At 70.2% G+C, this 22,350-nt stretch carries 21 protein-coding genes; 9 read left to right on the top strand and 12 right to left on the bottom strand.

The genetic code is table 11. The annotated features are described in order from the left end of the window. Nucleotide 1 precedes the first annotated feature (1 nt). The gene (gene pseB / locus RAC69_RS07260; RefSeq protein ID WP_375086166.1) at nt 2–991 is read right to left on the bottom strand and encodes a UDP-N-acetylglucosamine 4,6-dehydratase (inverting); all 990 of its coding nucleotides are present in this window, start codon (nt 989–991) and stop codon (nt 2–4) included. Between the two features lie 105 nt (nt 992–1,096). Here pseB and RAC69_RS07255 point away from each other — a divergent pair, with 105 nt between their 5' ends. Next, nucleotides 1,097–2,605: a GNAT family N-acetyltransferase gene (locus RAC69_RS07255; protein WP_375086165.1), complete on the top strand. Its 1,509-nt coding sequence runs from the start codon at nt 1,097–1,099 to the stop codon at nt 2,603–2,605. Between the two features lie 6 nt (nt 2,606–2,611). Here RAC69_RS07255 and pseI read toward each other — a convergent pair whose 3' ends face one another. Further along, the gene (gene pseI, locus RAC69_RS07250) at nt 2,612–3,673 is read right to left on the bottom strand and encodes a pseudaminic acid synthase (RefSeq protein WP_375086164.1); all 1,062 of its coding nucleotides are present in this window, start codon (nt 3,671–3,673) and stop codon (nt 2,612–2,614) included. A gap of 91 nt (nt 3,674–3,764) precedes the next feature. On the opposite strand from pseI, the gene RAC69_RS07245 reads away from it, so the two are divergent. Both RAC69_RS07245 and RAC69_RS07240 read left to right on the top strand, forming a co-directional pair. Further along, nucleotides 3,765–4,451: a hypothetical protein gene (locus RAC69_RS07245; RefSeq protein WP_375086163.1), complete on the top strand. Its 687-nt coding sequence runs from the start codon at nt 3,765–3,767 to the stop codon at nt 4,449–4,451. Nucleotides 4,452–4,528: 77 nt separating this feature from the next. After that, nucleotides 4,529–4,858: a hypothetical protein gene (locus tag RAC69_RS07240; RefSeq protein ID WP_375086161.1), complete on the top strand. Its 330-nt coding sequence runs from the start codon at nt 4,529–4,531 to the stop codon at nt 4,856–4,858. 7 nt (nt 4,859–4,865) lie between these two features. Here the strand turns inward: RAC69_RS07240 and RAC69_RS07235 are convergent, their stop codons facing one another. The 4 genes from RAC69_RS07235 to RAC69_RS07220 all read right to left on the bottom strand — a co-directional run bounded on the left by RAC69_RS07235 (nt 4,866) and on the right by RAC69_RS07220 (nt 9,228). After that, nucleotides 4,866–5,459, bottom strand: coding sequence for a hypothetical protein (locus RAC69_RS07235; protein ID WP_375086160.1), 594 nt, complete (start codon nt 5,457–5,459; stop codon nt 4,866–4,868). A gap of 2 nt (nt 5,460–5,461) precedes the next feature. Continuing rightward, the gene (locus RAC69_RS07230) at nt 5,462–6,418 is read right to left on the bottom strand and encodes a glycosyltransferase family 2 protein (RefSeq protein ID WP_375086158.1); all 957 of its coding nucleotides are present in this window, start codon (nt 6,416–6,418) and stop codon (nt 5,462–5,464) included. 99 nt (nt 6,419–6,517) lie between these two features. Beyond that, nucleotides 6,518–7,816, bottom strand: a complete 1,299-nt coding sequence (locus RAC69_RS07225; RefSeq protein WP_375086156.1) for an O-antigen ligase family protein — start codon at nt 7,814–7,816, stop codon at nt 6,518–6,520. Beyond that, a complete protein-coding gene (locus RAC69_RS07220; protein WP_375086155.1) occupies nt 7,813–9,228 on the bottom strand; it encodes an O-antigen ligase family protein in 1,416 nt (471 codons plus the stop codon). The genes RAC69_RS07225 and RAC69_RS07220 overlap by 4 nt, the downstream gene beginning before the upstream one ends. A 107-nt stretch (nt 9,229–9,335) precedes the next feature. Here RAC69_RS07220 and manA point away from each other — a divergent pair, with 107 nt between their 5' ends. The 4 genes from manA (at nt 9,336) to RAC69_RS07200 (ending at nt 15,542) form a co-directional block, all read left to right on the top strand. Then, nucleotides 9,336–10,478, top strand: a complete 1,143-nt coding sequence (manA, locus tag RAC69_RS07215) for a mannose-6-phosphate isomerase, class I (RefSeq protein WP_375086153.1) — start codon at nt 9,336–9,338, stop codon at nt 10,476–10,478. Nucleotides 10,479–10,636: 158 nt separating this feature from the next. After that, nucleotides 10,637–10,954 (top strand): WhiB family transcriptional regulator, encoded by a 318-nt coding sequence (locus RAC69_RS07210; RefSeq protein ID WP_144877231.1) that lies wholly within the window; start codon nt 10,637–10,639, stop codon nt 10,952–10,954. Nucleotides 10,955–11,025: 71 nt separating this feature from the next. Beyond that, the gene (locus RAC69_RS07205; RefSeq protein WP_375086150.1) at nt 11,026–14,166 is read left to right on the top strand and encodes a glycosyltransferase; all 3,141 of its coding nucleotides are present in this window, start codon (nt 11,026–11,028) and stop codon (nt 14,164–14,166) included. After that, on the top strand, nt 14,163–15,542 hold the full coding sequence (locus tag RAC69_RS07200) for a DUF5719 family protein (RefSeq protein WP_375086148.1): 1,380 nt from the start codon (nt 14,163–14,165) through the stop codon (nt 15,540–15,542). The genes RAC69_RS07205 and RAC69_RS07200 overlap by 4 nt, the downstream gene beginning before the upstream one ends. A gap of 38 nt (nt 15,543–15,580) precedes the next feature. Here RAC69_RS07200 and RAC69_RS07195 read toward each other — a convergent pair whose 3' ends face one another. Further along, complete coding sequence (locus tag RAC69_RS07195; RefSeq protein WP_341934929.1) at nt 15,581–16,006, bottom strand: hypothetical protein; 426 nt, start codon at nt 16,004–16,006, stop codon at nt 15,581–15,583. Nucleotides 16,007–16,080: 74 nt separating this feature from the next. Here RAC69_RS07195 and RAC69_RS07190 point away from each other — a divergent pair, with 74 nt between their 5' ends. After that, entirely contained in the window at nt 16,081–16,287 is a 207-nt protein-coding gene (locus RAC69_RS07190) for a DUF3499 family protein (RefSeq protein ID WP_096714759.1), read from the top strand. Here RAC69_RS07190 and RAC69_RS07185 read toward each other — a convergent pair. Continuing rightward, nucleotides 16,284–17,093 (bottom strand): RDD family protein, encoded by an 810-nt coding sequence (locus RAC69_RS07185; protein ID WP_375086146.1) that lies wholly within the window; start codon nt 17,091–17,093, stop codon nt 16,284–16,286. The two genes, RAC69_RS07190 and RAC69_RS07185, sit on opposite strands and share 4 nt — an antisense overlap. Nucleotides 17,094–17,109: 16 nt before the next feature. Here RAC69_RS07185 and RAC69_RS07180 point away from each other — a divergent pair, with 16 nt between their 5' ends. After that, nucleotides 17,110–18,102: a stage II sporulation protein M gene (locus RAC69_RS07180; protein ID WP_375086391.1), complete on the top strand. Its 993-nt coding sequence runs from the start codon at nt 17,110–17,112 to the stop codon at nt 18,100–18,102. 30 nt (nt 18,103–18,132) lie between these two features. Here RAC69_RS07180 and RAC69_RS07175 read toward each other — a convergent pair whose 3' ends face one another. The 4 genes from RAC69_RS07175 to RAC69_RS07160 are packed head-to-tail and all read right to left on the bottom strand — an operon-like array spanning nt 18,133 to nt 22,288. Continuing rightward, a complete protein-coding gene (locus tag RAC69_RS07175; protein ID WP_375086144.1) occupies nt 18,133–19,440 on the bottom strand; it encodes a DUF58 domain-containing protein in 1,308 nt (435 codons plus the stop codon). Next, nucleotides 19,441–20,406, bottom strand: a complete 966-nt coding sequence (locus RAC69_RS07170; RefSeq protein ID WP_375086143.1) for an AAA family ATPase — start codon at nt 20,404–20,406, stop codon at nt 19,441–19,443. A 56-nt stretch (nt 20,407–20,462) separates the two neighbouring features. Then, nucleotides 20,463–21,653: a DUF4350 domain-containing protein gene (locus RAC69_RS07165; protein WP_375086142.1), complete on the bottom strand. Its 1,191-nt coding sequence runs from the start codon at nt 21,651–21,653 to the stop codon at nt 20,463–20,465. Next, complete coding sequence (locus tag RAC69_RS07160) at nt 21,650–22,288, bottom strand: DUF4129 domain-containing protein (RefSeq protein WP_375086140.1); 639 nt, start codon at nt 22,286–22,288, stop codon at nt 21,650–21,652. The genes RAC69_RS07165 and RAC69_RS07160 overlap by 4 nt, the downstream gene beginning before the upstream one ends. Nucleotides 22,289–22,350: the final 62 nt, after the last annotated feature.

Raw genomic sequence — 22,350 nt, 5'->3', positions numbered from 1 at the left:
GTCAGATCCCCGCCTCGATGATCGCGGCGATCTCCTCCCGCGAGTACCACCGGTCGTTGCTGTCCGAGCGATACGCGAATCCTTCGGGCACGGGTACGGCACCCTCCGGCACCCGGTAGCCCCACGAGGCCAGGTCGGGCTGGATGATGAAGTATCTCCCGTCCTGGACGACGACGGCACGTCGCCCCTCTTCCGGGCTGATCATCTCTTCGTGCAGCTTCTCGCCGGGTCGCAGGCCGACGTCTACGAGCTCGGCGCCCGGCACGACGGCGTGAGCGAGGTCCGTGACCTTCATCGACGGGATTCGGGGGACGAGCAGTTCGCCGCCCTGCATGAGCTCGAATGTGTCGACGACCATCTCGACTGCCTGCGGCAGCGTGATGAAGAACCGCGTGCACCGCAGATCGGTGATCGGAAGCGGCTTGCCCTCGGCGCCCAGTCGCTCGAAGAACGGGATGACCGAGCCGCGTGACCCCATCACGTTGCCATAGCGCACGACCGCGAATCGCGTGTCGTACGCGGCCGCGTAGTGGTTTCCCGTGATGAAGAGCTTGTCCGCGGTGAGCTTCGTGGCGCCGTAGAGGTTGATCGGGCTCGACGCCTTGTCGGTGGACAGCGCCACCACGCGCTTCACCCCGGCGTCGATGGACGCTTCGATGACGTTCTGACTGCCGAGGACATTGGTCTTCACGAACTCGAATGGGTTGTACTCGGCGGTGTCGACCTGTTTCAGCGCAGCGGCATGCACGACGTAGTCCACGCCGTGGAGAGCACGCGCCAAACGCCGCTCGTCGCGGATGTCGCCGATGAACCAGCGCAGGCGAGGGTCGTCGCCGAACTGCTGACGGACTTCGTACTGTTTGAGCTCGTCGCGGGAGAAGATGACCAGCCGACGCGGATTCAGGTGCGTCATCGCGTGGCGGATGAACGCCTTGCCGAACGACCCGGTGCCGCCCGTGATGAGGATGCTCGCGCCCTCGAGAACCGACACTCTGTCTCCTCAGCGTTGTCGTCATCGCGTGGATGCTCGGGTTGTCCCACGCTCGCCCTATCCTATCGGGTGGGTGCGCCCGCACCCCGGCAAGGAGGACACCGCATGACCACTGCTCGGCGGGTTCTCTTCCACTGCAACGCCGGAGCCGACTACGGCATGGGCCACCTCATGCGAGTGATCGCGATCGCTCGGACCGCGAAGGAGCGAGGGTGGGCCACGTCCATCGCCGGCGACCTCGACGAAGCGGCGACGTCGGTCCTGGAGCGCTTTCTACCCGGCGCCACGCCACCTCGGCCCGTGTCCTCCTGCGATGCCGACTTGCTCGACGCCGCCCGAGGTGCCGACGTCGTGCACCTAGACACATACTGGTCGGTACCCGACCTGTCGAGCTCGGGTGCCCTGGTCAGCAACATGCAGGATGGCTCCTACGGTGTGCGAGCCGCCGACCTGTCCATCGACGCCAATCTGGGATCAGAGCGAACCTTCGTCGCGCCCGAACTCGGCCGCGCGCATCTCGCTGGAATCGATGCCGCCGTGATTCGCGACCAGGTTCGTCGGCAGCGGGACGCGCCTCGCATCGACAACGCGACGCCGCGAGTGCTCGTGGTGATGGGCGGCACGGACCCCGGGCGACTCACCGCGCGAATCGTCGCCGGGCTCGACTCGATCGAAGGACCGCTCGAGGTCACCGCGGTCGATCCGCGGGAACGACCGGAGGTCGTCGAGGCAGCCAGGGCGTCACGACACGTCGTTCGCATCGTCGGCTTCGTCGATGACCTCCCGGCGCTCGCCAGGGCACATGACCTGGCGGTGACAGCGGCGGGAACCTCGGTATGGGACTTCGCCTGCATGGGGCTCCCGATGGCGCTCGTCTGCGCGGTGGACAATCAACGAGCCGGTTATCGTGAGGTGCTTGAGGCAGGGCTCGCCGAAGGCCTCGGCGAACCCCCGCACGACGATCTCGAGCAGGGGCTCCGTTCTCTCGGCGGCCTGATGCGCTCCCGCCGGCAGCTGGCCGAGCGGGGGGCGCGTCTGTCGGCGACCGTCGACGGTCTCGGCACCTGGCGGATCGTCGCCTCCTGGGAGCAATTGCTGAGAACGCCCCGCACCGCGGCGCCGACCGGCGGATCGTCGACCGGTGCTCCGTCCGTGCGCGCGCGCCTGGCTCGCGAGGACGACGCCGAGTTGCTCCTGGCGTGGCGGAACGACGAGGTCACGCGACGAAACTCACGCGACGGCTCCGTCGTGGACGAGCAGGGGCATCTCGCGTGGCTCACCCGCAGCCTTGCTGCCGCCGACCGTCGGTTGCTCGTCATCGAGGAGGGAGGGGTCCCCGTGGCGACATGCCGATGGGACCGCCGCTCCACCACGGACTGGGAGGTCTCGATAACGGTCGCCCCCGACGCTCGCGGACGAGGGGTGGCCGGGCGCGCCCTCGCCGCGGCGCAGCGCGCTCTCATCGCGCCTGACCCCGTGCGGATGATCGCCGTCGTGCACGAGCAGAACGCTGCGTCGCGGCGTGTCTTCGAGCGAGCGGGATATCTCCCCCAGAATCCTGCCGATGAGGCCGGATTCCTCGCGCTGTCGCAGTGGCGCCTGCGACAGCGATAGTCGACGCTAGAGCAGATCCCAGGTCAGCGGAGTGCCCCGCCGGACGTCGCGAGAGAAGGTACGCGTGCGCACGAGATCGATATCGTCCGGGTTCAGGCCTCCCGCAGGTCGGATGGATCGAACGTTATCGGGCGTGATCCTGTCGCCGGCTCGCACGTCGGCCACCACGAAGAGCGAACGACGTAGCGCGAGGACCGCGTGCTCCTGCTCGGTTGGACCGAAGGAGACGCCGCTGCCGACGGCGATGCGGGCCTGCTCTGCGGCGGTCACCAAGGAGCGGAACTCCGAGGGCGTGAGGGAGAAGTCGGCGTCGACGCCACCGTCGGCGCGGTCGAGCGTGACATGCTTCTCGATCACGACGGCGCCGAGGGCGGCCGCCGCGACGGCCACTCCGATGCCGAGCGTGTGGTCGGACAGTCCGACGGGCACATCGAAGGAATCACGCAGCGCCCTGATGTTGCCCAGACGCGCCTCTTCCGGCACTGCCGGATAGGCGGCGGTGCAGGCGAGGAGGACGAGCTCGGTGCATCCCGCGCCTCGGATCGCCGAGACCGCTGCGTCGATCTCCGACAGGGTGGCCATGCCGGTCGAGACGATCATGGGCTTGCCGGTACGCGCGACCTCGCGCAGTAGAGGCAGATCGACGATCTCCGCCGACGCCGTCTTGTACAGCTCCACGCCGAGTTCTTCGAGGAAGGCCACGGAACTGGGGTCGAACGGCGTGGAGAAGGGGATCAGCCCGTGCGACCTCGCCCGCTCGAAGATCGCCGCGTGCCATTCCCAGGGGGTATGGGCCTCCTGGTACAGCGCGTAAAGGTTGCGATCGCCCCACAGTCCGTGGTCGCTGGTCACACGGAACGCCGGCTGATCGGAGTCGATCGTCAGGGTGTCGGCCGTATAGGTCTGGATCTTGAGTGCGTTCGCTCCGGTCGCGGCGACCGCGTCGACGATGGCGAGAGCTCGATCGATGTCGCCGTTGTGGTTGCCCGACATCTCGGCGATCGTGAACACGGGCGAGCCGGGGCCGATGGTCGCCGAGGACAGGTCGATCGTCTGCGCAGAAGTCACGCCGACTACTCTACGGGCGCTCGATCGACAGGCCCTGATCGGGCGCCGGGTGACGCGCCCGCTTGCCCTAAGCTGATTTCCTATGGGGCGTGTGAGGAAGCTCGTCGAGAGCGATGAGAGGTCGACCGACGAGGTCGCGTTCTACGATCGCATCCGTCCGCTGGTGGCTTCGTACGGCGCCTCGCCGATTCGACGGGTCGCCGTCGTCGGCAATCAGCCTCTGGAGCCCTCCGAAGAGCGGGCGGCGATGGTCGACTCCGCGGATGTCGTCTTCCGCGTAAACGGCTTCCGAATGGATGACCCGGGTTCGCCGGCGACGGCCGGCCGCCGCGTCGACGTTGTCGTCTTCAACAGGGGCGTGCGGCCTACTCCCTGGTTCTTCGACGCCTATCCCGAGCGGCTCTATCTCATGGTCGAGCCAGGCAGGCTCCTGTGGGAGAACCCGAAGACTCCGGCTTTCTGGCCGACCGACCTCGGGATCGTGACCATACCGAACAGGGAGGTCGTCCTGCCGCTCGGCGAGGCGCTGGGGGCCGATCCGAGGGAAGGTGGCCAATGGGCGACCACCGGGACAGTGATGCTGTGGATCGCCACCAGGCTGTTCCCCGATGCCGCGGTGGACGCGACAGGCTTCTCGTTCATCGATGCGCCGGATCAGACCTCCTGGAACCACGCGTTCGGCGACCCCTCGGCGGTGGGCGCGGAACACCGCATCGATCTCGAATCGACGCTCGTCCGCTCGTGGATCGACAGCGGACGGATCACCTATCACCGCTGACCGGTCATCGTCTCCCCACCATCACCCGAATGATTGAGGAACCAATGCTGAACAGACTTCGTCGACGAATCGACGTCATGGTCGAACGCCGAGTCGACGCGCGAGTGAACGAGCGGCTGGAGGCGGCGCTCGAGCAGGTGGCTGCTTCGCAGCGCGATTACGATGCGCGACTGACCGGCACGCAAGCAGACTTCTCGTATGTGCGATCGGAGTTCGATCGCATCGCGCCCCAGCTCGCTGCTCTCGAGCAACGCTTCGAGGCGCTTCGTGGGCGACTCGCGCTCGAGGACGCGGACTCCGACGACGTGCTCTCGCGTGCTCGGGCCGAGCATGAGCGCGCCCGGCTCCGGCTGGAGCTGGCGTCGCACTACGAGGAGAGACTCCGTCGGTTGGAAGCGCAAGCCTGACCGGGCGTCACAGCCCCACGACAGCGCGGAGCTTTTCAGCGGAAGCACGCGCCGACTCGACGGAGGCTGCAGTGCCGGAACCGTCGGACACAACCGCTCGAAGAGCGGTGAGCGATTCCGCGTAATCGCCCAGCGCCTCTGACCACTCCGATTGGATCGAGGACGGAGCAGGAGTCTCCGAGAGCCGCTGCACATCGTCTTCGAGGGTCTCGACGACGCCGAGGGCCTCTTGACCGCTGGATGCTGAGACGATGTCGATGCCGGTCAGCGCGTCATCGAGCCACCCTCTGACCTGATCGCGGAAAGCATCGACGGACGGATCCGGCACGGGCGGGGGAGTGGTGACGGGTGTCATGCTCGGCTCGGGCCCTGCGGTGGACCCAGGCGTCGGCTCCTCGGTGACGCTCGCGGAGGGCGACGGCGTGGTGCTCACCTCCGGCCTCGGGCTGTCCTCGCCCCGCGGCAGCAGGAAGAAGAGCAACGCGCCGACGAGCACGAGAGCCGCGACGGCGGCACCGACGATCACCCACACCCGCCCGCGGCGCTGCGGCCTCTGCTCGAGGGGACCCCATTGCAGGTCCGGCTGCTGCTCGTCGCTCATGCTCAGTCCTCCAGAGGGGGCATCGGCTTCCACGAGCGGTCGCGCCCGAGCCGGCCGCCCTCCTTGAGCCCGCGAAACAGGTTGCTCGTACCGCGCACGGTGCGCTCGACGAAGAACAGGCGGATGAGCTCCTTGGCGAAGGTCATGGCGGTGCCCAGGCCGAAGAGCACGGGGTTGTAGTTGTCGTGCACGCGGTAGTACTGCTTGAGGTACGCGCGGTTGCGCATGATGTAGAACCGGTAGGCGTTGCTCGACGCGTTCATGTGGCGGATGCCCATGTCCCACTGCTTGATCTCACGGGTGCGTCGCAGCACGAATTCGTCGACGATCACGGCCGTGGTCTTGCGTGAGGCCAGCCAGCCGTACATCTGGTCGTCCCAGTAGATGAAGAAACGGGGGTCGGGGAGCCCGATCTGCGTGACGATCGAGCGGTGGATGAACATCCCCTCGAAGCATCCGCTGTTCATCTCCTTGAACCCGGAGGCGTCGAAGCCCGACGGCGCGAACGGGATCGGGATGCCCATGCGCTCCGCGATGCGGTACTGCCAGTAGAACTCGCTGCCGTCGTAGTCGTATCGGCGACCCTGGATGCTCTTGAAACGGGGCGCCCACTTGCCCATCTTGGCGAGTCCGTCCGTCATGACCTCGACGTCGTCGTCCATCATCCAGATCCACTCGGAGCCGAGCTCGTACGCGGTGCGCATGCCCTCGCTGAACCCGCCGGAGCCGCCCGTGTTCGTCTCGAGACGGCGGTACACGACCTCGGTCCCGAGGCGCGGACGGAACGACTCGACGACCTCGGTCGTGTCGTCGGAGGACGCGTTGTCGATGATCACGACGTGCCCGGGCTTGGGGTCCATCGCCGTGATGCTCTCGAGGAGTCCGGTGAGGAGGTGCGATCGGTTGTAGGTGACGATGACGATCGTGGCGGACGCCGGGTCGAAGGGGACGTGTGTCACGAGTGGGATCTCCGGGAGGGTGTGGTCTCGCAGGACGCCGCGAGCAGACCCCAGCCTACCCGGGCGAGACGAGGATTCCCCCGAGGGCGCCGCACGCGGCTACCGCTCGGGATGCAGCGTGGGGATCGCGCCCGTGTGGGCTGCGTCGATGTTCTCGCGCCACGACCGCGACTGACCGGCGCGCAGCGCGCAGAGCACGAGCAGGAACCACCCGGCGCCTTCGAGGGTAAAGCTCTCGAACATCGAGTCGACGGCGAGGGTCACCAGCATGAGCGGCGTCCACGCGTAGACGACGGAGCGGCGCGCGCTGGCGACCAGCCAGGAGCGGACCATCGCGACGCCGCCGAGCAGCAGGAAGAGCACGAGGCCCGCCCAGCCGAGCTGCAGCATCACGTCGAAGTAGGAGTTCAGCGCGCTCTGATGCCGGTCGTCGAGGAGGAAGTTGATATACGTGAAGGGGAACTCCCCCCGCGACCAGGGGCCGAACCAGCCCCAGCCCTGGATCGGCTTGAGCGAGACGAAGTCGAGGATCGTGTTCCACAGGGTCGCGCGGATCGAGAAATCCGACCCGGCGTCGAGCAGCCGGATGATCGCGTGCCGCAGGATGAAGGCCGCGACGAGGGCGATGACGACGAGCACGCTGAGCACCCACTGCACCACGCCGCGGCGCTCGCGCGGCGTGTGACGCACGATCATGAGCGCGACCGTGCTCACCCCGACGGCCACGGCGAGGACGATCACGGTGGGGGAGGACGACAGGAAGGCGAGCAGTGCCGCGAGCGCGATCGACGGGATAGCGAGCGGGGCGGTGACGGACTGGGAGCGCCACTCGATCACGAAGGTGATGAGCGCGATGACGGCGACGAAACCGAGCATGTTGCGGCTGCCGAACAGGCCCTGCACAGGACCGCCGAGGGCGAGGTTCCCCTGGATGCCGAGGAATCCGAACGGCATGTCGAGCAGGATCCCGGAGAGGATCTCCATCGCGAGCGACAGCACCAGCAGGATGCGCAGCGTGTCGCCGAGGGCTCGGACAGTCTGGAGGGTGTCGCGCACGTGCCCGACCGCGATCGCGAGGAAGGCGAAGCCGACGAGGGCCATCCAGCCGAAGGCGGTGTCGGACCTGTCAGCGGTCCAGACCAGACTCACCAGCGCCCACGCGAGGAAGGCGACGAGCGACGACGGGGCCAGGCGCAGAGGGGAGAGCTCCGCGCGCCGGACCCAGAGCACGCTCGCTCCCACGCCGCACAGCACGGCGATGACGGTCGCCAGCGTCACCGTCGATGTGAGGCGTTCGATCGTGAACGAACCGAACACCGCGGCGAGAACCGCGATCGTGAACGCCCTGGCGAACTCCGCGGATCCGAGCAGGTCGGCGAGACGCCGTTCGGGCGTCACGGAACCCGCCGTGCTCTCTCGCCGCGCTCGATCACGCGGTCGCGTTCGCCGACGCCGACGAGCGGGACGGATTTGATCTTGAAGCTGAGCATCACCAGCAGCATCCAGCCCCAGAGCATGATCGGCGTGGACTCGGTGAGGCCCTGCACGAGCAGCACGACGGTGAAGAGGCTGGGGAGCAGGGTGAGCGGCGAGTACTCGCGATCGGCCGTGAGGTCCCAGCGCGGACGGTCGACCGCGAAGAACCAGGAGCGCCAGAGCAGGCTCAGATAGGCGAGGGTCATCAGAACCAGACCGAGCACGCCGAGCTGCATGAGGACGTCGAGCCACATGTTGTGCGCGTGGAAGACCGTGATCCCGTGGTCGACGATCCACTCGTCGAACGCCGGGTCGAACGGCACCCACGGGCTGGAGAAGCCGTTGCCGAAGAGCGGATGCTGCGAGATCCGCTCGAGCACCTTCTCCCAGATCTTGTCGGAGCGGCCGGTGAGGTCGGCGCTCCGACCGAGCACCGAGAGCAGCGGACCGCGGAGCAGCCAGACGGCGCCCGCGAGCACGACGGCGCCGCCGATGAAGATGACGTAGAGGCGGGTGCGTGCTCCGGGGGTCGTGGTGCGACGCATGAGCAACGCGACCACGAGGACGACGAGGGCCGCCGCGGCGCAGGCGTACGCGGTCGCCGATCCTGCTCTGACGAGGAAGTACGCCGCGAGCAGCGACCAGAGGGCGAGCGTCGTGCGCCACCTGGCTCGCGCCGCGAACCGGATCCCGAAGGTGATGAGGGCGAACAGGCTGATGATCGCCAGCAGATTCGAGTTGCCGACGATGCCCTGGATGCGCTCTCCGTCGAACAGGTTGCCGCGGACCCAGTACCAGTGCGCGTTCACCTCGCCGTCCGGCCGGACGAAGAAGTTCGGCAGGATGGGCCCGTGCACGACGAGAGCGACCCACAGCTCGATCGCGAGAGACAGTCCGAGGATCCACTTGAACGCGGATGCGAGGGCGCGCACGATCTCGCTCCAGCTCAGCACGTGCACGATGAAGAGGGCGTTCACCGTGACTCCGGCGAGCAGAGCCCACGTGAGGAGGGTGGCACCGCGCCACTGCGACCACGCCACGGACACGAGAGCGAGCACCGTATAGGCCGTCGCGGCCCACGGCAGACGGCGCCAGGCGAACGCCTGCGGGCGGCGGCGCGACACCATCGGGATGCCGATCGCGAGCGTGACGATGACGAATGCCGCGAGGACGGCGCCTGCGCCCAGTTCGCCGAGGAGGTTGTAGACCGCCGAGTGCGCGAACGTGGCGAACAGCACGAGGATGATGTAACCGCGCAGCAGCAGATGCCCCGTCGACTCGCGTTCCGGTGCGCGGGGCGGAGCGGAGACCGGATGCTTCGTGTACTGCGCCATCGGGATCAGGCTACAGCGCGCACCCGGACGCCGACCGGATGCCCCGCGCGCTCCGGCGCCGTGTCATCGAGTCGCTCCTCGAACGCCGCTCGCCCTACCCTGGTCACATGCTGCTCAGCCTGACGAACGTGCCCCGCGACTACGCCTGGGGATCCACCACTCTTCTCGCCGACCTCGAGGGCCGCGAGCCCGCGGCTCAGCCGGAGGCCGAGGTCTGGTTCGGGGACCACCCCGGGGACCCCGCCGACGTCGAGGAGGGCGGAACGCTCGACTCCGTCACGGGTGGTTCCCTGCCGTACCTGCTCAAGCTGCTCGCGGCCGCGTCGCCGCTGTCGATCCAAGTGCATCCGACCATCGCCCAGGCGCGCGCCGGCTGGAAGCGCGAGTCCGAGCTCGCACTGGACGACCCGCGGCGCAACTACCGCGACGACAACCACAAGCCGGAGCTCATCGTCGCGCTGAGCGATCGCTTCGAGTCGCTGAGCGGGCTGCGTGAGGTGCCCGACACCCTGCGGCTGCTCGCCGAGCTGAACGGCGGCACGGGCGTGGGCTCGCTCGTCGACCATCTCTCCGGCGGGGGCGACGTCCTCCGCGAGACGATCGGCTGGCTGCTCTCCGGCGACGCGCAGAGCGAGGTCGACGACGTCATCGCGGCGGTGCGCACGGCGGCCGGGTCGGCGACGGGGGAATGGGCGGACGCTCTGCGGGCCGTGTCGGCCATCTCGTCGACCTACCCCGGCGACCCGGGCGTGGTCGTCGCGCTCCTCATGAACCACGTCGTGCTGCGCCGGGGCGAGGGCGTCTTCCTGCGGGCGGGACTTCTGCACGCCTACATCTCCGGCCTCGGCGTCGAGATCATGGCGGCGAGCGACAACGTGCTGCGCGGGGGGCTGACGCCCAAGCGCATAGACGTCCAGGAGCTGCTCTCGATCCTCGACACGACGGCCGGGGAGGTTCCGGTGCTGCGACCGGCGGCGAGCGGCACCCTCACGACCTACGAGGTGCCGGTCGAAGACTTCGCCCTCCAGCGCGCCACACTGTCGGGCGATGCCGTCGAGGTGCCGGTGAACGGCCCGACGATGGTGCTCGCGACGGCCGGCGATGTCGCCGTGACCGGCGCCGACGGCGGACGACGCACGGTGCCCGTCGGCACGGTCGTCTACGCCGGTGCCGAGGAGGGGCGTGTGACCCTGACCGGCCCCGGAGAGGCGTTCATCGCGACGCCCGGCACTGCGGCGGACGCGCGCTGACCTCGCGACACGCCGGAGCGACACGCCGAAGGGGCGAGATGAACCTTCAAGACATCGTTGAGGGTTTACGATCCGCGACTTGACCGATGCGAATCACACGGGTGTAATTAGTGGTGCACGGCCCGCCGAGGGGGCGGAATACAGGGTTGGAGATCGAGATGACGGGATACCGTTCGGACGTGCCGGACAACTGGTTCGTCGACCCGGTCAACCTGGGCGTTCCCGGGGTGCGCAAGGTCGAGGCCGACGACGACAACGCGCTCGCGTGGCAGACCGATGCTCTGTGTTCGCAGACCGATCCGGAGGCCTTCTTCCCCGAGAAGGGCGGATCGACCCGCGACGCGAAGCGCATCTGCACCTCGTGCGACGTGCGCGGCGAGTGCCTCGAATACGCGCTCAACAACGACGAGCGCTTCGGCATCTGGGGCGGACTGTCCGAGCGCGAGCGCCGCAAGCTCAAGCGTCGCGCGAGCTGACGACCGGGCTTCGGGCCACGCCGCGCGCACTGCATCCGGCGAGTGACGAGCCCGCATAGGCTGACGACGTCATGCCAGCCCGAGTTCATGCCATCATCGTCGCGCGCCCCGGTTCGTCCGCCCGCGCGCAGCTGCTGCACACGCTGGACGCTCTGCGTTCACAGACCGTCGCGCCGGCGGCGATCACGTTGGTGATGTGCGGCGACGCGACGACCGCACGGGAGAGCGCGACCGTCGGTGAGCTGGTCGAGGGGGTCATCGAGGCCCGCACGAGCACGTCCTTCGCGGATGCGGTCGACCTGGCGAGGCCGCGGATCCCGGAGGGCAGCGCGGTCTGGCTCCTCGCGCACGACACCGCCCCGCACCCGCGGGCTCTGGAGCGACTCGTCGGCACGCTCGAGCGGTCGCCGTCCGCCGCCATCGCCGCGCCGAAACTGGTGGAGACCGACAACGACCGCGAGATCGTCTCACTCGGCGTGAGCATGACGAGTCTCGGACGCTCCGTCGAGCTCGCCGCGGGCGAGCTCGATCAGGGACAGCACGACGGCCGGGACGACGTCCTCGGCGCCGACATCCGCGGGATGCTCATCCGCTCCCAGGTGCGGGACGCCCTGCGTCCGGATCGCGCACTCGGGGGCGCCGACGAGGGACTCGATCTCGGAGTCCGCGCTCGCCTCGGCGGCGGCCGGGTGGTGCTGGCGCCCTCGGCCCGTCTCTCGGTGTCACCCGACGGCCCTGCAGCGCTCCCGACAGGTAGAGGCCGGCGAGCCTTCGCGCAGAGGCTCGCGCAGCTGCACCGTCGCCTCGCCTACGCGCCGGCGGCGGTGGTCCCGCTGCACTGGCTCACGCTGCTGCCTCTCGCGCTGTGGCGCTCCATCACGCATCTCATCGGCAAGCGCCCCGAAGCCGTGGCCCCGGAGTGGGGAGCGGCGGCGACCGCGATGGCGAGGGTGGGCGCCGTGGCGCGTTCGCGCCAGCGCATCCGCGAGTTCCGCACCTCCACCTGGTCCAGCATCGCGCCGCTGCGTGTCAGCCGGGCGGACCTCCGCCGCCGTCTGGACGACGGGCACGGCAGCGAACGCGGCGTCGCCAACGAGCTGCGTTTCTTCTCCGGCGGGGGAGCGTGGGCCGTTCTCGCGGCCCTGGCGGTCAGCGTCGCCACGTTCACCTCCCTGCTCGCGTGGCCGGTCCTCGGTGGAGGCGCGCTGCTGCCCCTGCGCACGACGGTCGCGGCTCTCTGGGCCGACGCGGCCTGGGGCATCCGCGGTCTCGGCGTCGACGTCGTGGGGCCTGCCGATCCCTTCGCCGGGGTGATCGCGGTGCTCGGTTCGCTGTGGCCGGCCGGCCCATCCTTCGCCCTCGTGCTCCTGTGGGTGCTCGCACTCCCTCTCGCCGTGCTCGGCGCGTGGTTCGCGGCGACTCGCGTCACGGATCGCGCGGGCCTCCGCATCCTCGCCGGCATCGTGTGGGCGCTCGCCCCGACCTTCCTCGCCGCTCTCGTCGACGGCCGGCCCACCGGCGTGCTCGTGCACCTGCTGCTGCCCTGGCTCTTCCACGCGGCGGTGGTGTCGCACCGGTCGTGGGGAGCCGCCGGAGCCGCCTCCCTCCTCTTCGCGGGAGTCACCGCCTGCGCGCCCTCGCTCGTTCCCGCGCTGCTGCTGCTGTGGGTCATCGCCGTCGGCATCAGCCTGGCGGGCGCCCGCGTGCGCGGCGCGATCCGCCTGCTGTGGGTGCTCGTGCCCAGCGCAGCGCTCTTCGCACCCCTGGTCGTCTGGCAGCTCCGTCACGGGAGCCTCATCGCCCTGCTCGGCGACCCCGGCCTGATCTGGGCCGGACCTCAGGTCGCCGCCGATCAGGCAGGTCGCCTCGCTCTCGCTTCGGGATTCCCCTCCGCGGACCTCGGTGGCTGGGCGGACATCCTCGGGCCTGGCCTGGCGCCCTGGATCGGGATGCTGTCCGCACCGCTCGCGCTCCTGGCGCTGATCGCGGCGGTCTCACCGCGCTGGCGCGTCGGGATCACCCTCCTGGTCGTGGCCGCGAGCGGACTCGCCACGGCCTTCCTCGCGGTCGGCATCGCCGTCTCGTTCGCCCAGGGCACTCCCGTCGCGATCTGGCCCGGCAACGGTCTGAGCCTCGCCTGGCTCGGTGTGCTCGGCGCGGCGCTCGTGACGCTCGACAGCGCGGTCTCGCTGCCCCGACTCCGCGTCATCGGCGCGGCTGTCGCCGGTCTCGCCGTCGCCGTGTGCGCGGTGCCGGCTCTCGCCGCCTTCCACACGGGCCGCACGGCGCTCACCGACGGACCCGCATCGACCCTGCCCGCCTACGTCGCGGCGCAGGCCGGTGAGGACAGCCCGGTCGGAACACTCGTGCTCACCCCGCGCGACGAGGGCGGGCTGGCCGCCGAGGTGGCCTGGGGCGCCAGTGAGACCCTGGGTGCGCAGACCACGATGCTCTCCACCGCGACCGAGCCCCTCGGCCGCGACATCACCACGCTGTCTGTCGATCTGCTCTCCGCGCGCGACTTCGACGCCGCGGCACAACTCGGCGACCTCGGGATCTCGTACGTGCTCCTCGCCTCGGTGGCGGACGACCAGTCCGACCGAGCCAGGACGCTCGGGACTGCGGCGATCACCGCGCTCGATCAGCGCGCCGGTTTCGTGCAGGCGGGAACGACCGATCGCGGCGTCCTCTACCGGCTCGAAGCGGATGCCGCCCCGCGCGCGACGCTCTCCACGGGGCAGGAGGCGACGGCCCGTCTCGTCGCCACGGTGCAGCTCGTGCTCCTGTTCGCCGCCCTGCTCCTCTCGATCCCTACCCGGGCCTCCCGCCGCGCCGCGCGCGCGACCCCTCGCATCGTCGGGCTCGCGCCCGAGGAGCGACTGGTGCTGCCTCGTCACGCGGAGGACGTGGAGGCTTCCGAGCACGACGAGCTCTCCGAGCACGACGAGCGCATCGACCAGATCGCCGGTGACGGGGCCGATGAGCAGACAGCGGAAGAGCAAACCGACGCGGAAGACGAGGCGGATGCAGGCGCTCACGCGGCCGTCGACGTCGACGGCGACCCGGCCGCTCCGAGCGATTCAGCCGGTGCCACCGTCGACGACGCTCCGCGCGATGACGTCGTCACGGACACGGACACGGACCTCGAACGACCGAGCGACCGCGATCCGCGTCCCGCGAGCGACACCGACCCCGAGGAGGGCAGGCGATGACCGGCAACCGTGCCTTCCGCGTGGCGGCGACCAGCGCTCGCGTGATCACCGGCGCTCTCGTCGCGGCGGCCTGTGTGGTCGGCACCGTGCTCGCGATCTCAGCCACCCTGCCCACGATCGCCCATGAGCCGGCGCAGGCCGACGTCACCCCGTTGCCCGGCGATGCAGTGCTGGTGTGCAACGGGGACTTCCGCGCGCTCGGCCGTGACCCTCTGAACTCGCTCGAGATGGTGTCGGCGGCATCGCCGCGCTTCGCGAGCGGCGGAACGGCGGGCACACCGGAGTCCACGTCGATCACCGCCGACGACCTCGTCGGCGCGGTGGAGGTGCGTCGCCTCGTCGGCGAGGTGCAGGATCGCAGGGCGCCACTCATCGCCGGAACCGAATCCTTCGCGCTGGCGGAGGACGACCTCTTCGGGTTCGCCGCCGCTCCCTGCCGCCCTGCGAGCAGTGAGTCCTGGCTGGTCGGCGGCACCGTCGAGACCGGCGCGAAGGACGTCGTCGTCCTCACCAACCCCGGCGCCGTCCCCAGCACCGTCTCCCTGTCGGTCTTCGGCACGGTCCGAGCCTCCACCTCCGTCATCGTGCCCGCGGGCACCCAGGCGGCGCTGCCGCTGTCGTCGATCGCGAGCGGCTCGGAGATCCCGATCGTCAAGGTGACGGTCACGGGATCGCCGGTGCGCGCTGTGCTGCAGTCGTCGCTCACCCGTACGCTCGACCCGGCGGGAGTCGACCTGCAGGACGCGGTGTCGGCGCCGCAGCGGCATCCCGTGATCCCGGGCGTCCAGGTGCTCCAGGCGCCTGCCGACGGCAGCGAGATGGCGGTGCTGCGCCTGATGTCGCCGGACGTCGACACCGACGTCGTTGTCACGATGCGGAGGGTCGGCGAGTCCTCGGCGGTCACGGAGCTCCCCGTCACGCTCGCGGCCGATCAGCCGACGGAGATCTCTCTGGCCTCTGTCCCGGTCGGAGAGTACGTGGTGGACATCGAGGCGGAGGCGCCCGTGCTCGCGGGTATCCGCGAGCAGGACGGCTCCGGGCCGCAGACGGACTTCGCATGGCTGCTCCCCGCTCCGGAGTTCGACGACGAGGTCATCGTCTCGATCCCCGAGGGCCCCGCACCACGCCTCGTGCTCGCGAACGACGAGGACGAAGATGCCGTCGTCGAGATCGCCGTTTCGGGCGACGAGCCGTCGACGGTCACCGTGCCCGCCGGATCGTCGGCCTCGTTCGAGGTGGACCCCCGCACGTCATATTCGCTGAGCACCTCCGGTCCCGTCCACGCCTCCGTGCGGATGACCGCGGCCGGTGCGCTCGCCGGCTGGCCCGTATGGCCCGAGGCCGGGGCGCAGCAGACGATCACCGTCTACCCGTGACGACGCGGGGCTCCGCAAGCCCCGCGTCCGTGGTCGCGTCAGTGGTCGTGGCCGCCGAGGTCCCAGGGTTCGCGCCCGACGTACTCGGCCGCGGCACGGAACACCGCGCTCTCGATCGCCATGCGCCGGTGCGCGTTGTCATCGTGGCCAGGGGGCAGCAGCCGCTCGATGGGGAGACGGAACAGCACGATCCGGCGGTTCTCGCGGTCGAGGTACCACCGGGGCACCTCCTCGCCGCCGTCGAACGCCGGCATTGCGCCGATCTCGAAGCGTACGTCCTGCAGCTCGGGCCAGGTGCCGCGGAGGAACTCCACGGCAGTGCCGACGGTCAGGTCGAACCGGTCGATGCGGCCGTCGAGGGGAGCAAGCGGCGGGCGGACGACCTCGCTGCGACCGAGGCGACCGTGTCGACCGTGACGTGCGCCGCGCCGAGGAGAGGCGGACATGCGGGACCTGCGGGGCATAGCGAAAGTCTAGGGCGAACCGAGTGCGGCGCGGCGTCGAGCCCCCGGCCACTCCCAGACGTAACCTGACGGTGATGGACGGAAGACTCTGCTCGAAGGTCGGCTGTGCGCGTGAAGCCGTGGCGACGCTCACCTACGACTACGGCGACCAGATGGCCGCGCTCGGTCCGCTCGGCATCGCGAACCACCCGCACGCCCACGACCTCTGCGCCCCGCACGCCGACCGCCTCTCGGTCCCTGCCGGATGGCTCGTGGTGCGGCACGAGGCCCTGCGCGCCTAGACCCCGACGCGCCATCCCGTCAGACGCTCGGCCCTGCGGTCGGCGTTCTCCAGCGCCCGCCGCTCCCGCTCGCGGCGGAGCACGGTGACGCCGATGAGCACCTCTTCGGGTGAGACCGGGGGGAGCGGTGAGATGAACGGAGACGCCTCGGCGAGCAGGTCGTGCGCCACGCGGAGCCGCGCAGCGGGGACCATGCGGGGCGCGCTCTGCAGGAACTGCGAGATGCGGCGGGCGAGGCGGTCCGGCAGTCGAGCGACGTCGGCGATCTGCGCCCACCCCGCGAGAGACGGCGGCAGTACGGGAACGGACGGGACCAGTTTGGGCGTGCGCACGCGCTGGCTGTATGTCCCGGCGACCATGTCGCCCAGGCGTTGCGATCGCGCGCTGAACGCACCGGCGAGCACGGCGACGCTGCCGAGGGTCATGTAGATCTCGAGGACGCCCAGCAGGGCGCGGATGAACGCGTGCCGGAAGCCCGGGGCGCCGCCGTCGATGCGCACGATGCGCCCGCCGACCGCGAGCTTTCCCAGACTGCGTCCCTTGAGCGCCATCTCCATCGTGATCGGCAGGACGATGAAGCTCACGACGAGTGCGCTCACGGTCGCGATACGGTCCGTGGCCTCGTCGAGGATCCCGGCGTTGACCAGCCAGATGCGCAGGAAGATCCACAGCAGGAAGACGCCGAGGCTGACGAGCATGTCGATGATGGCGCCGGCGGCACGCAGCACGAAGCCGATCGGCTGCACGTCGATCGCGACGGCCTCACCGGAGAGCACCTCGTCGGACGTATCGAGCGGCGCGGACATGAGTACAGTAAATCAGGTGGATGCCGATGCGCTGACCGATGCACGCCGCGCCGAGTGGGAGCGGCTCGACCGGCTGAGCCGCGAGCGCCTGGACGGAGCGGGCGTCGACGAGCTCATCGTGCGCTACCGAGCGGCATCCGCCGATCTCGCCGAGCTGAAGACGTCGGTGGGGGAGTCGCCGCAGGGGTCGTACCTCTCGACCATCCTCGTGCGGGCCCGGCTGCGCCTGACGGGTGCCTCCGACAGCATCCTCACCCAGATCGCGCGCTTCTTCTCGCTGCAGCTGCCCGCCGCCCTCTACCGCCTGCGGTGGACCACGCTCGTGATCGCCGTGGCGTTCATCGCCGTCGTGGTCGGGACCGCCGTCTGGATCTCCTCTGATCCCGCACTGATCGCGACGCTCGGCCCGCCCGACCTGCTCGCCCAGTACGCCGACGAGAGCTTCACCGGCTACTACACCGAGAACCCCGCCGCGGTCTTCATGGGGATGGTGTGGACGAACAACGCGTGGATCGCGCTGCAGTGCGTGCTGTTCGGGGTCACCGGAATCTGGCCAGTGAACGCCCTGGTGCAGAACGCCATCGGGCTCGGCATCTCCGGCGCGGTCATGGCCGCGCACGGCCGCGCCGATGTGATGGTGCTGTACATCCTTCCGCACGGTCTGCTCGAGATGACCTGCATCTTCGTCGCCGCAGCCGGCGGTCTGCACCTGTTCTGGTCATGGGTCGCGCCGGGCAACCGGTCGCGCGGCGAGTCGCTCGCCGCCGAGGGCCGGTCGCTCGCCACCGTCGCGATCGGACTCGTGTTCGCCCTGTTCCTCGCGGGTCTCGTCGAGGGGTTCGTCACGGGCTGGGCGCTGCCGTGGCCGGTGAAGATCGGCATCGGGGGCGCAGCGCTCGCGGTGTTCCTGATCTACATGCTCGTGATCGGCCGTCGCGCGTACCTGCGCGGCGAGACCGGCGACCTCGTCGAGTACGAGGCGGGCACCCCGCGGCTCGTCGCCGGCTGACGCCGGCTCGCGCGCTCGCTCGGTCTCGCGTCAGAGCCGACCCGCGGCCTTGAGCTCGAGGTAGCGATCGGCGATACGCGGCGGCAAGGACTCCGGGTCGGCGGCGATCGCCTCCCCACCCGCCCTGCGGATCGCGTCCGCGACGTTCTCGGCCTCGCGCATCGTCTTCTCGGCGGCGGCCGCGACGTAGACCTCCTCGCGGCTCCCACGCTGTCTGGCGAGGCTGGCGATCCCGTCGTCCGTGACCGAGCCGACGAGGATCGAGGTGGCGCGGGTCGCGTCGGGGAAGGCGCCGAGGAAGCCTCTGGCCGATTCCGCGGCATCCTGCGCCGTGAGCACGACGATGAGCGAGGGGCGCGTCGTGAGCGTGCGCACCGCGGCGAACGCGCTCGGCCAGTCGGTGTCGACGAGTCGAGCGTGGACCGGGGCCATCGCATCGGTCAGAGCGGGGAGCAGGGCTGCGCCCTCCACGCCGGTGACCCTGGCCCGCACCACACGGTCGTACATGAGCAAGTGCACGTGGTCGCCTGCCCGCGCCGCGAGGGCGGCGAGCAGCAGCGCGGCCTCCAGCGAGGCGTCGACGCGTGTGCCGTCTCCGACGCGCGCCGCAGCGGTCCGTCCGGTGTCGATGATGATGACCACGTGGCGGTCGCGCTCGGGACGCCAGGTGCGCAGCATGGTGGTGCCCGCGCGCGCGGTGGCGCGCCAGTCGATCGAACGCACGTCATCGCCGCGGACGTACTCGCGGAGGGAGTCGAACTCGGTGCCCTGACCGCGGACCTGGATGCTGGTGTTGCCGTCGAGCTCGCGCAGACGCGCCAGCCGCGACGGCAGATGCTTGCGGGAGGAGAACGCCGGCAGCACGCGGATCGCCCCGCGCACGCGGTGGCGAGCCTGGCGACCCGCGAGGCCGAGCGGTCCGCGCGAGCGCACCATGACGAACTCGCTCACGAGCTCGCCTCTTCGGCGGGGGAGGAGCGGGATCTCGACGCGGCGTCGCTCGCCGGGCGGGACCACGAGGCGCTGCCTGGTGCCGTCCGCGCCGGCCGTGGGCTGCCAGGCGTCGCGGATCAGCGCGTGCAGGGTGCGAGAGCCCGTGTTCTGCAGCGCCACGCTGACCGGCACGAGTTCGCCGATGCGCGTGCGGTTCGGCACTCGGCGGGTCACGGTGACCGCACGCGGGCTGGGAGCCAGCATGACGTCGAGCGCCGTGAGCAGAACGCACGCCGCGCTCCAGATGCCGAGCGCGGCATAGGCGGGATACCCCACGAGACCCGTGAGGACGACGGGAACGATCCCGACGCCCACCGCGAGTGCGAGACGACCGGTGACGAACACCTAGATCGGCACCCTGGTCTGCTGCACCACGGAGGTGAGTACGGCGTCGGCGGACACGCCCTCCATCTGCGCATCGGGTCGTAGCTGCAGGCGGTGGCGCCACACCGGGACGAGCATCGTCTGGATGTGGTCCGGCGTCACGGCGGACGATGCGTTGAGCCAGGCCCAGGCCTTCGCTGCGGCCAGCAGACCCGTGGACGCACGGGGGCTCGCTCCCAACTCGACCGAGGGCGACTGCCGCGTGGCCCTCGCGAGGTCGACGACATACCCGAGCACGTCATCGGTCACCTCGACGCGAGCAGCGGCATCCTGCGCCGCGCGGATCACCGCGGCATCGACGACGGCCTCCACACCGGTCAGCTCCCGCGGCGAGAAGCCGGACGCGTGCTTGCGCAGCACCGAGACCTCGGCGTCGCGCTCCGGCATCCCGACGACCAGCTTCATGAGGAACCGGTCGAGCTGCGCCTCGGGCAGCGAGTACGTGCCCTCGTGCTCGATCGGGTTCTGGGTCGCCGCGACGAGGAACGGATCGGGCAGCGGCCTGCTCGTGCCGTCCGCCGAGACCTGGCGCTCCTCCATCGCCTCGAGAAGCGCCGCCTGCGTCTTCGGCGGCGTGCGGTTGATCTCGTCGGCGAGCAGGATGTTCGTGAAGACGGGCCCCGCGCGGAAGTCGAACTCCCCGGTGCGGGCGTCGTACACGAGCGAGCCCGTGACGTCGCCCGGCATGAGATCCGGTGTGAACTGCACCCGCTTGGTGTCCAGGCCGAGTGAGCGGGCGAAGGACCGCACGACCAGGGTCTTCGCGACGCCCGGCACACCCTCCAGGAGCACGTGTCCGCGGGCGAGGAGGGCGACCAGGAGGCCGGTCACGGTTCCGGCCTGGCCGACGACGGCCTTGTCGACCTCGGTCCTGACGCGGTGCATCGCCTGACGCAGGTCCGCGTCGGTGGGGTTCTCAGGGGTCACGCTGGGGCCTCGGCTTCCGGTCGGATTCGGTGTGGTCGGGGGCGGGGAGAAGTCGTTCACTCTGGTCTCCGCATCTCTCGGAGGGTGTCGTCGACGGCGTCTTCGAGCTCGCTCAGGCGACGGGCCAGTTCGACGAGCCCGGCGTCATCCGTCGGAAGGGGGCCGGCGAGCAGTGTCTGCAGCGAACCGCGGGGGACGCGGAGCCGGTCGGATGCGGCGTCGGCCACCTCGTCGGCGCTCGCCTGCACGGCGAGTCCCAGCCGGCGGGCGAGCCGCCGTCGACTCCCGTCGCGGATCGCCTCGGCGGCGTGGGCGGCGTCTCCGGCTTTCGCTGTGAGGCGTGCGCGACCCAGCATCGTCTCCGAGGCTCGCACCGTGACGGGCAGCGTCTCGGCGACGAGCGGGCCGAAGCGCTGCCCTCGCCACAGGCCTGCAGCGAGGGCGGCGAGCATGAGCATGAGGATCGCGGGGGTCACCCACCCCGGGGTGAGCGAGCCGAGCGTGTCCGGCTCGGCCGCCTCGATGTCGGTGTCGGTGAAGCTCGGGACGTACCAGACGACCTTGTCGGTCTGCCCCAGCAGAGCGAGTGCGAGAGCCGCATTGCCGTTCTCGGCGAGGTACGCGTTGCTGAACAGCCGCGCTCCCTCGACCACGGTCCGCTTCTGGCCATCGACCTCTCCGACGAGCACGGCGGCGGCGTCCTCGGTGCCGAAGCAGCCCTGCACCCCGGGATCCGGGGCGAACACGCGGTCGGGGCGGATGCTGCCGACCCGGGCGAACTCGCGGACATCGCAGTCGGCCTCGACCTCGGTCGAGTCGGCGGTCGCGTTGTCGCCCAGACCGAGGAAGGCGACGAGGTGGGTGCTGGCGGAGAGGAAGACGACGCGGTCGGCCGGTTCGATGAGGTCGGCGACGCCCTCGTCGGTGAGCGTGTACGGATTCGCCATCGCGAGAGTCGCATCCGCATCGAGCGCGGAACGCACCTCGGAGCGCGAGCGCAGCACCTCGATCTCCACGCCCTGATCGCGCAGCAGCTCTGCCAGCGCTCGCGTCCCGGAATCGCCGACGCCCTCCGGGTCGAGTCCACCGCGGCCACCGGGCATCTGCGTGGCCACCTGCGTCGCGACGAAGACCCCGAGAAGGACGAGCGCCGCGACGACCGCCCACCCGATCAATGCCTTCAGACGCCGTCGCGGATCGGGCCGATCCGCGGTCGACGTCAGCTCCAGCTCGGTCGCCGTCGTCACACTGTCGCCAGTTCCGGTCGGAGCGCGAGCAGTCGGTCGTCCGTGGCCGCGAGCTCGGCGTAGCTCTCTGCAGTCGCCGGATGCCGCAGGTAGCGGACGTCGTCGAACGAGGTCGCCGCGCGTCGCACGGCACCGGCCTCGGCGGGGAACGCCCGTGAGACCTCGCGGGCGATCGCCTGCGCGGTCGCGCCGGGTGAGGGGTCGATGAGGTCGCGCTCGAGGAGGCCGCGGGCCAGCGCACGGAATCGCAGGACGGTCGCCTCGTCCCAGTCGCCGGAACGGGCGGCGCGTTCGGCATCCGCTCGCAGCTGGGATGCCGAGCGATCGTCGTCCGCGCCGAGCAGCCCGGTGATCGGACGCCGCACGACGCGTCCGCGCCGCGGCCTGCCCCAGATGATGAGCGCGGCTACGAGGGCGGCGAAGACGATGACGCAGACGACGATCAGCGCGGTCGGCCCGACGTTCTGTCCGTTGTCGGAGCTGAAGAGATCAGCGAGGAAGCGTCCGATGTCGCGCGAGATCATGTCGAACCACGTCGGCTTGGCGTCGGCATACCGTGGGTCGGCGAGCTCTTCCTCCGCCCAGCGCCTGGCTTCGTCGCCGTCCGGGGCGAACACGTCGAGGAGAGCGATCATGCGGGTCCGTGTGGGCCGGATCCCGGCGCCGCCCACGTGTGATCGGGGTCGTCCGACTGGGG

The sequence above is a fragment of the Microbacterium sp. LS_15 genome (assembly GCF_041954735.1).
In the GTDB taxonomy this organism is placed as follows: Bacteria; Actinomycetota; Actinomycetes; order Actinomycetales; family Microbacteriaceae; genus Microbacterium.
Note: the sequence above shows the minus strand (reverse complement) of the source record. Positions and strands in the feature narration are given on the sequence as shown.

Coding starts and splice junctions, on each gene's coding strand:
- RAC69_RS07255 (WP_375086165.1), top strand. CDS start 1,097: ATGACCACTGCTCGGCGGGTTCTCTTCCACTGCAACGCCGGAGCCGAC.
- RAC69_RS07195 (WP_341934929.1), bottom strand. CDS start 16,006: ATGCCCCGCAGGTCCCGCATGTCCGCCTCTCCTCGGCGCGGCGCACGT.
- RAC69_RS07220 (WP_375086155.1), bottom strand. CDS start 9,228: ATGGCGCAGTACACGAAGCATCCGGTCTCCGCTCCGCCCCGCGCACCG.
- RAC69_RS07190 (WP_096714759.1), top strand. CDS start 16,081: ATGGACGGAAGACTCTGCTCGAAGGTCGGCTGTGCGCGTGAAGCCGTG.
- RAC69_RS07200 (WP_375086148.1), top strand. CDS start 14,163: ATGACCGGCAACCGTGCCTTCCGCGTGGCGGCGACCAGCGCTCGCGTG.
- manA (WP_375086153.1), top strand. CDS start 9,336: ATGCTGCTCAGCCTGACGAACGTGCCCCGCGACTACGCCTGGGGATCC.
- RAC69_RS07210 (WP_144877231.1), top strand. CDS start 10,637: ATGACGGGATACCGTTCGGACGTGCCGGACAACTGGTTCGTCGACCCG.
- RAC69_RS07185 (WP_375086146.1), bottom strand. CDS start 17,093: ATGTCCGCGCCGCTCGATACGTCCGACGAGGTGCTCTCCGGTGAGGCC.
- RAC69_RS07235 (WP_375086160.1), bottom strand. CDS start 5,459: ATGAGCGACGAGCAGCAGCCGGACCTGCAATGGGGTCCCCTCGAGCAG.
- RAC69_RS07240 (WP_375086161.1), top strand. CDS start 4,529: ATGGTCGAACGCCGAGTCGACGCGCGAGTGAACGAGCGGCTGGAGGCG.
- RAC69_RS07205 (WP_375086150.1), top strand. CDS start 11,026: ATGCCAGCCCGAGTTCATGCCATCATCGTCGCGCGCCCCGGTTCGTCC.
- RAC69_RS07160 (WP_375086140.1), bottom strand. CDS start 22,288: ATGATCGCTCTCCTCGACGTGTTCGCCCCGGACGGCGACGAAGCCAGG.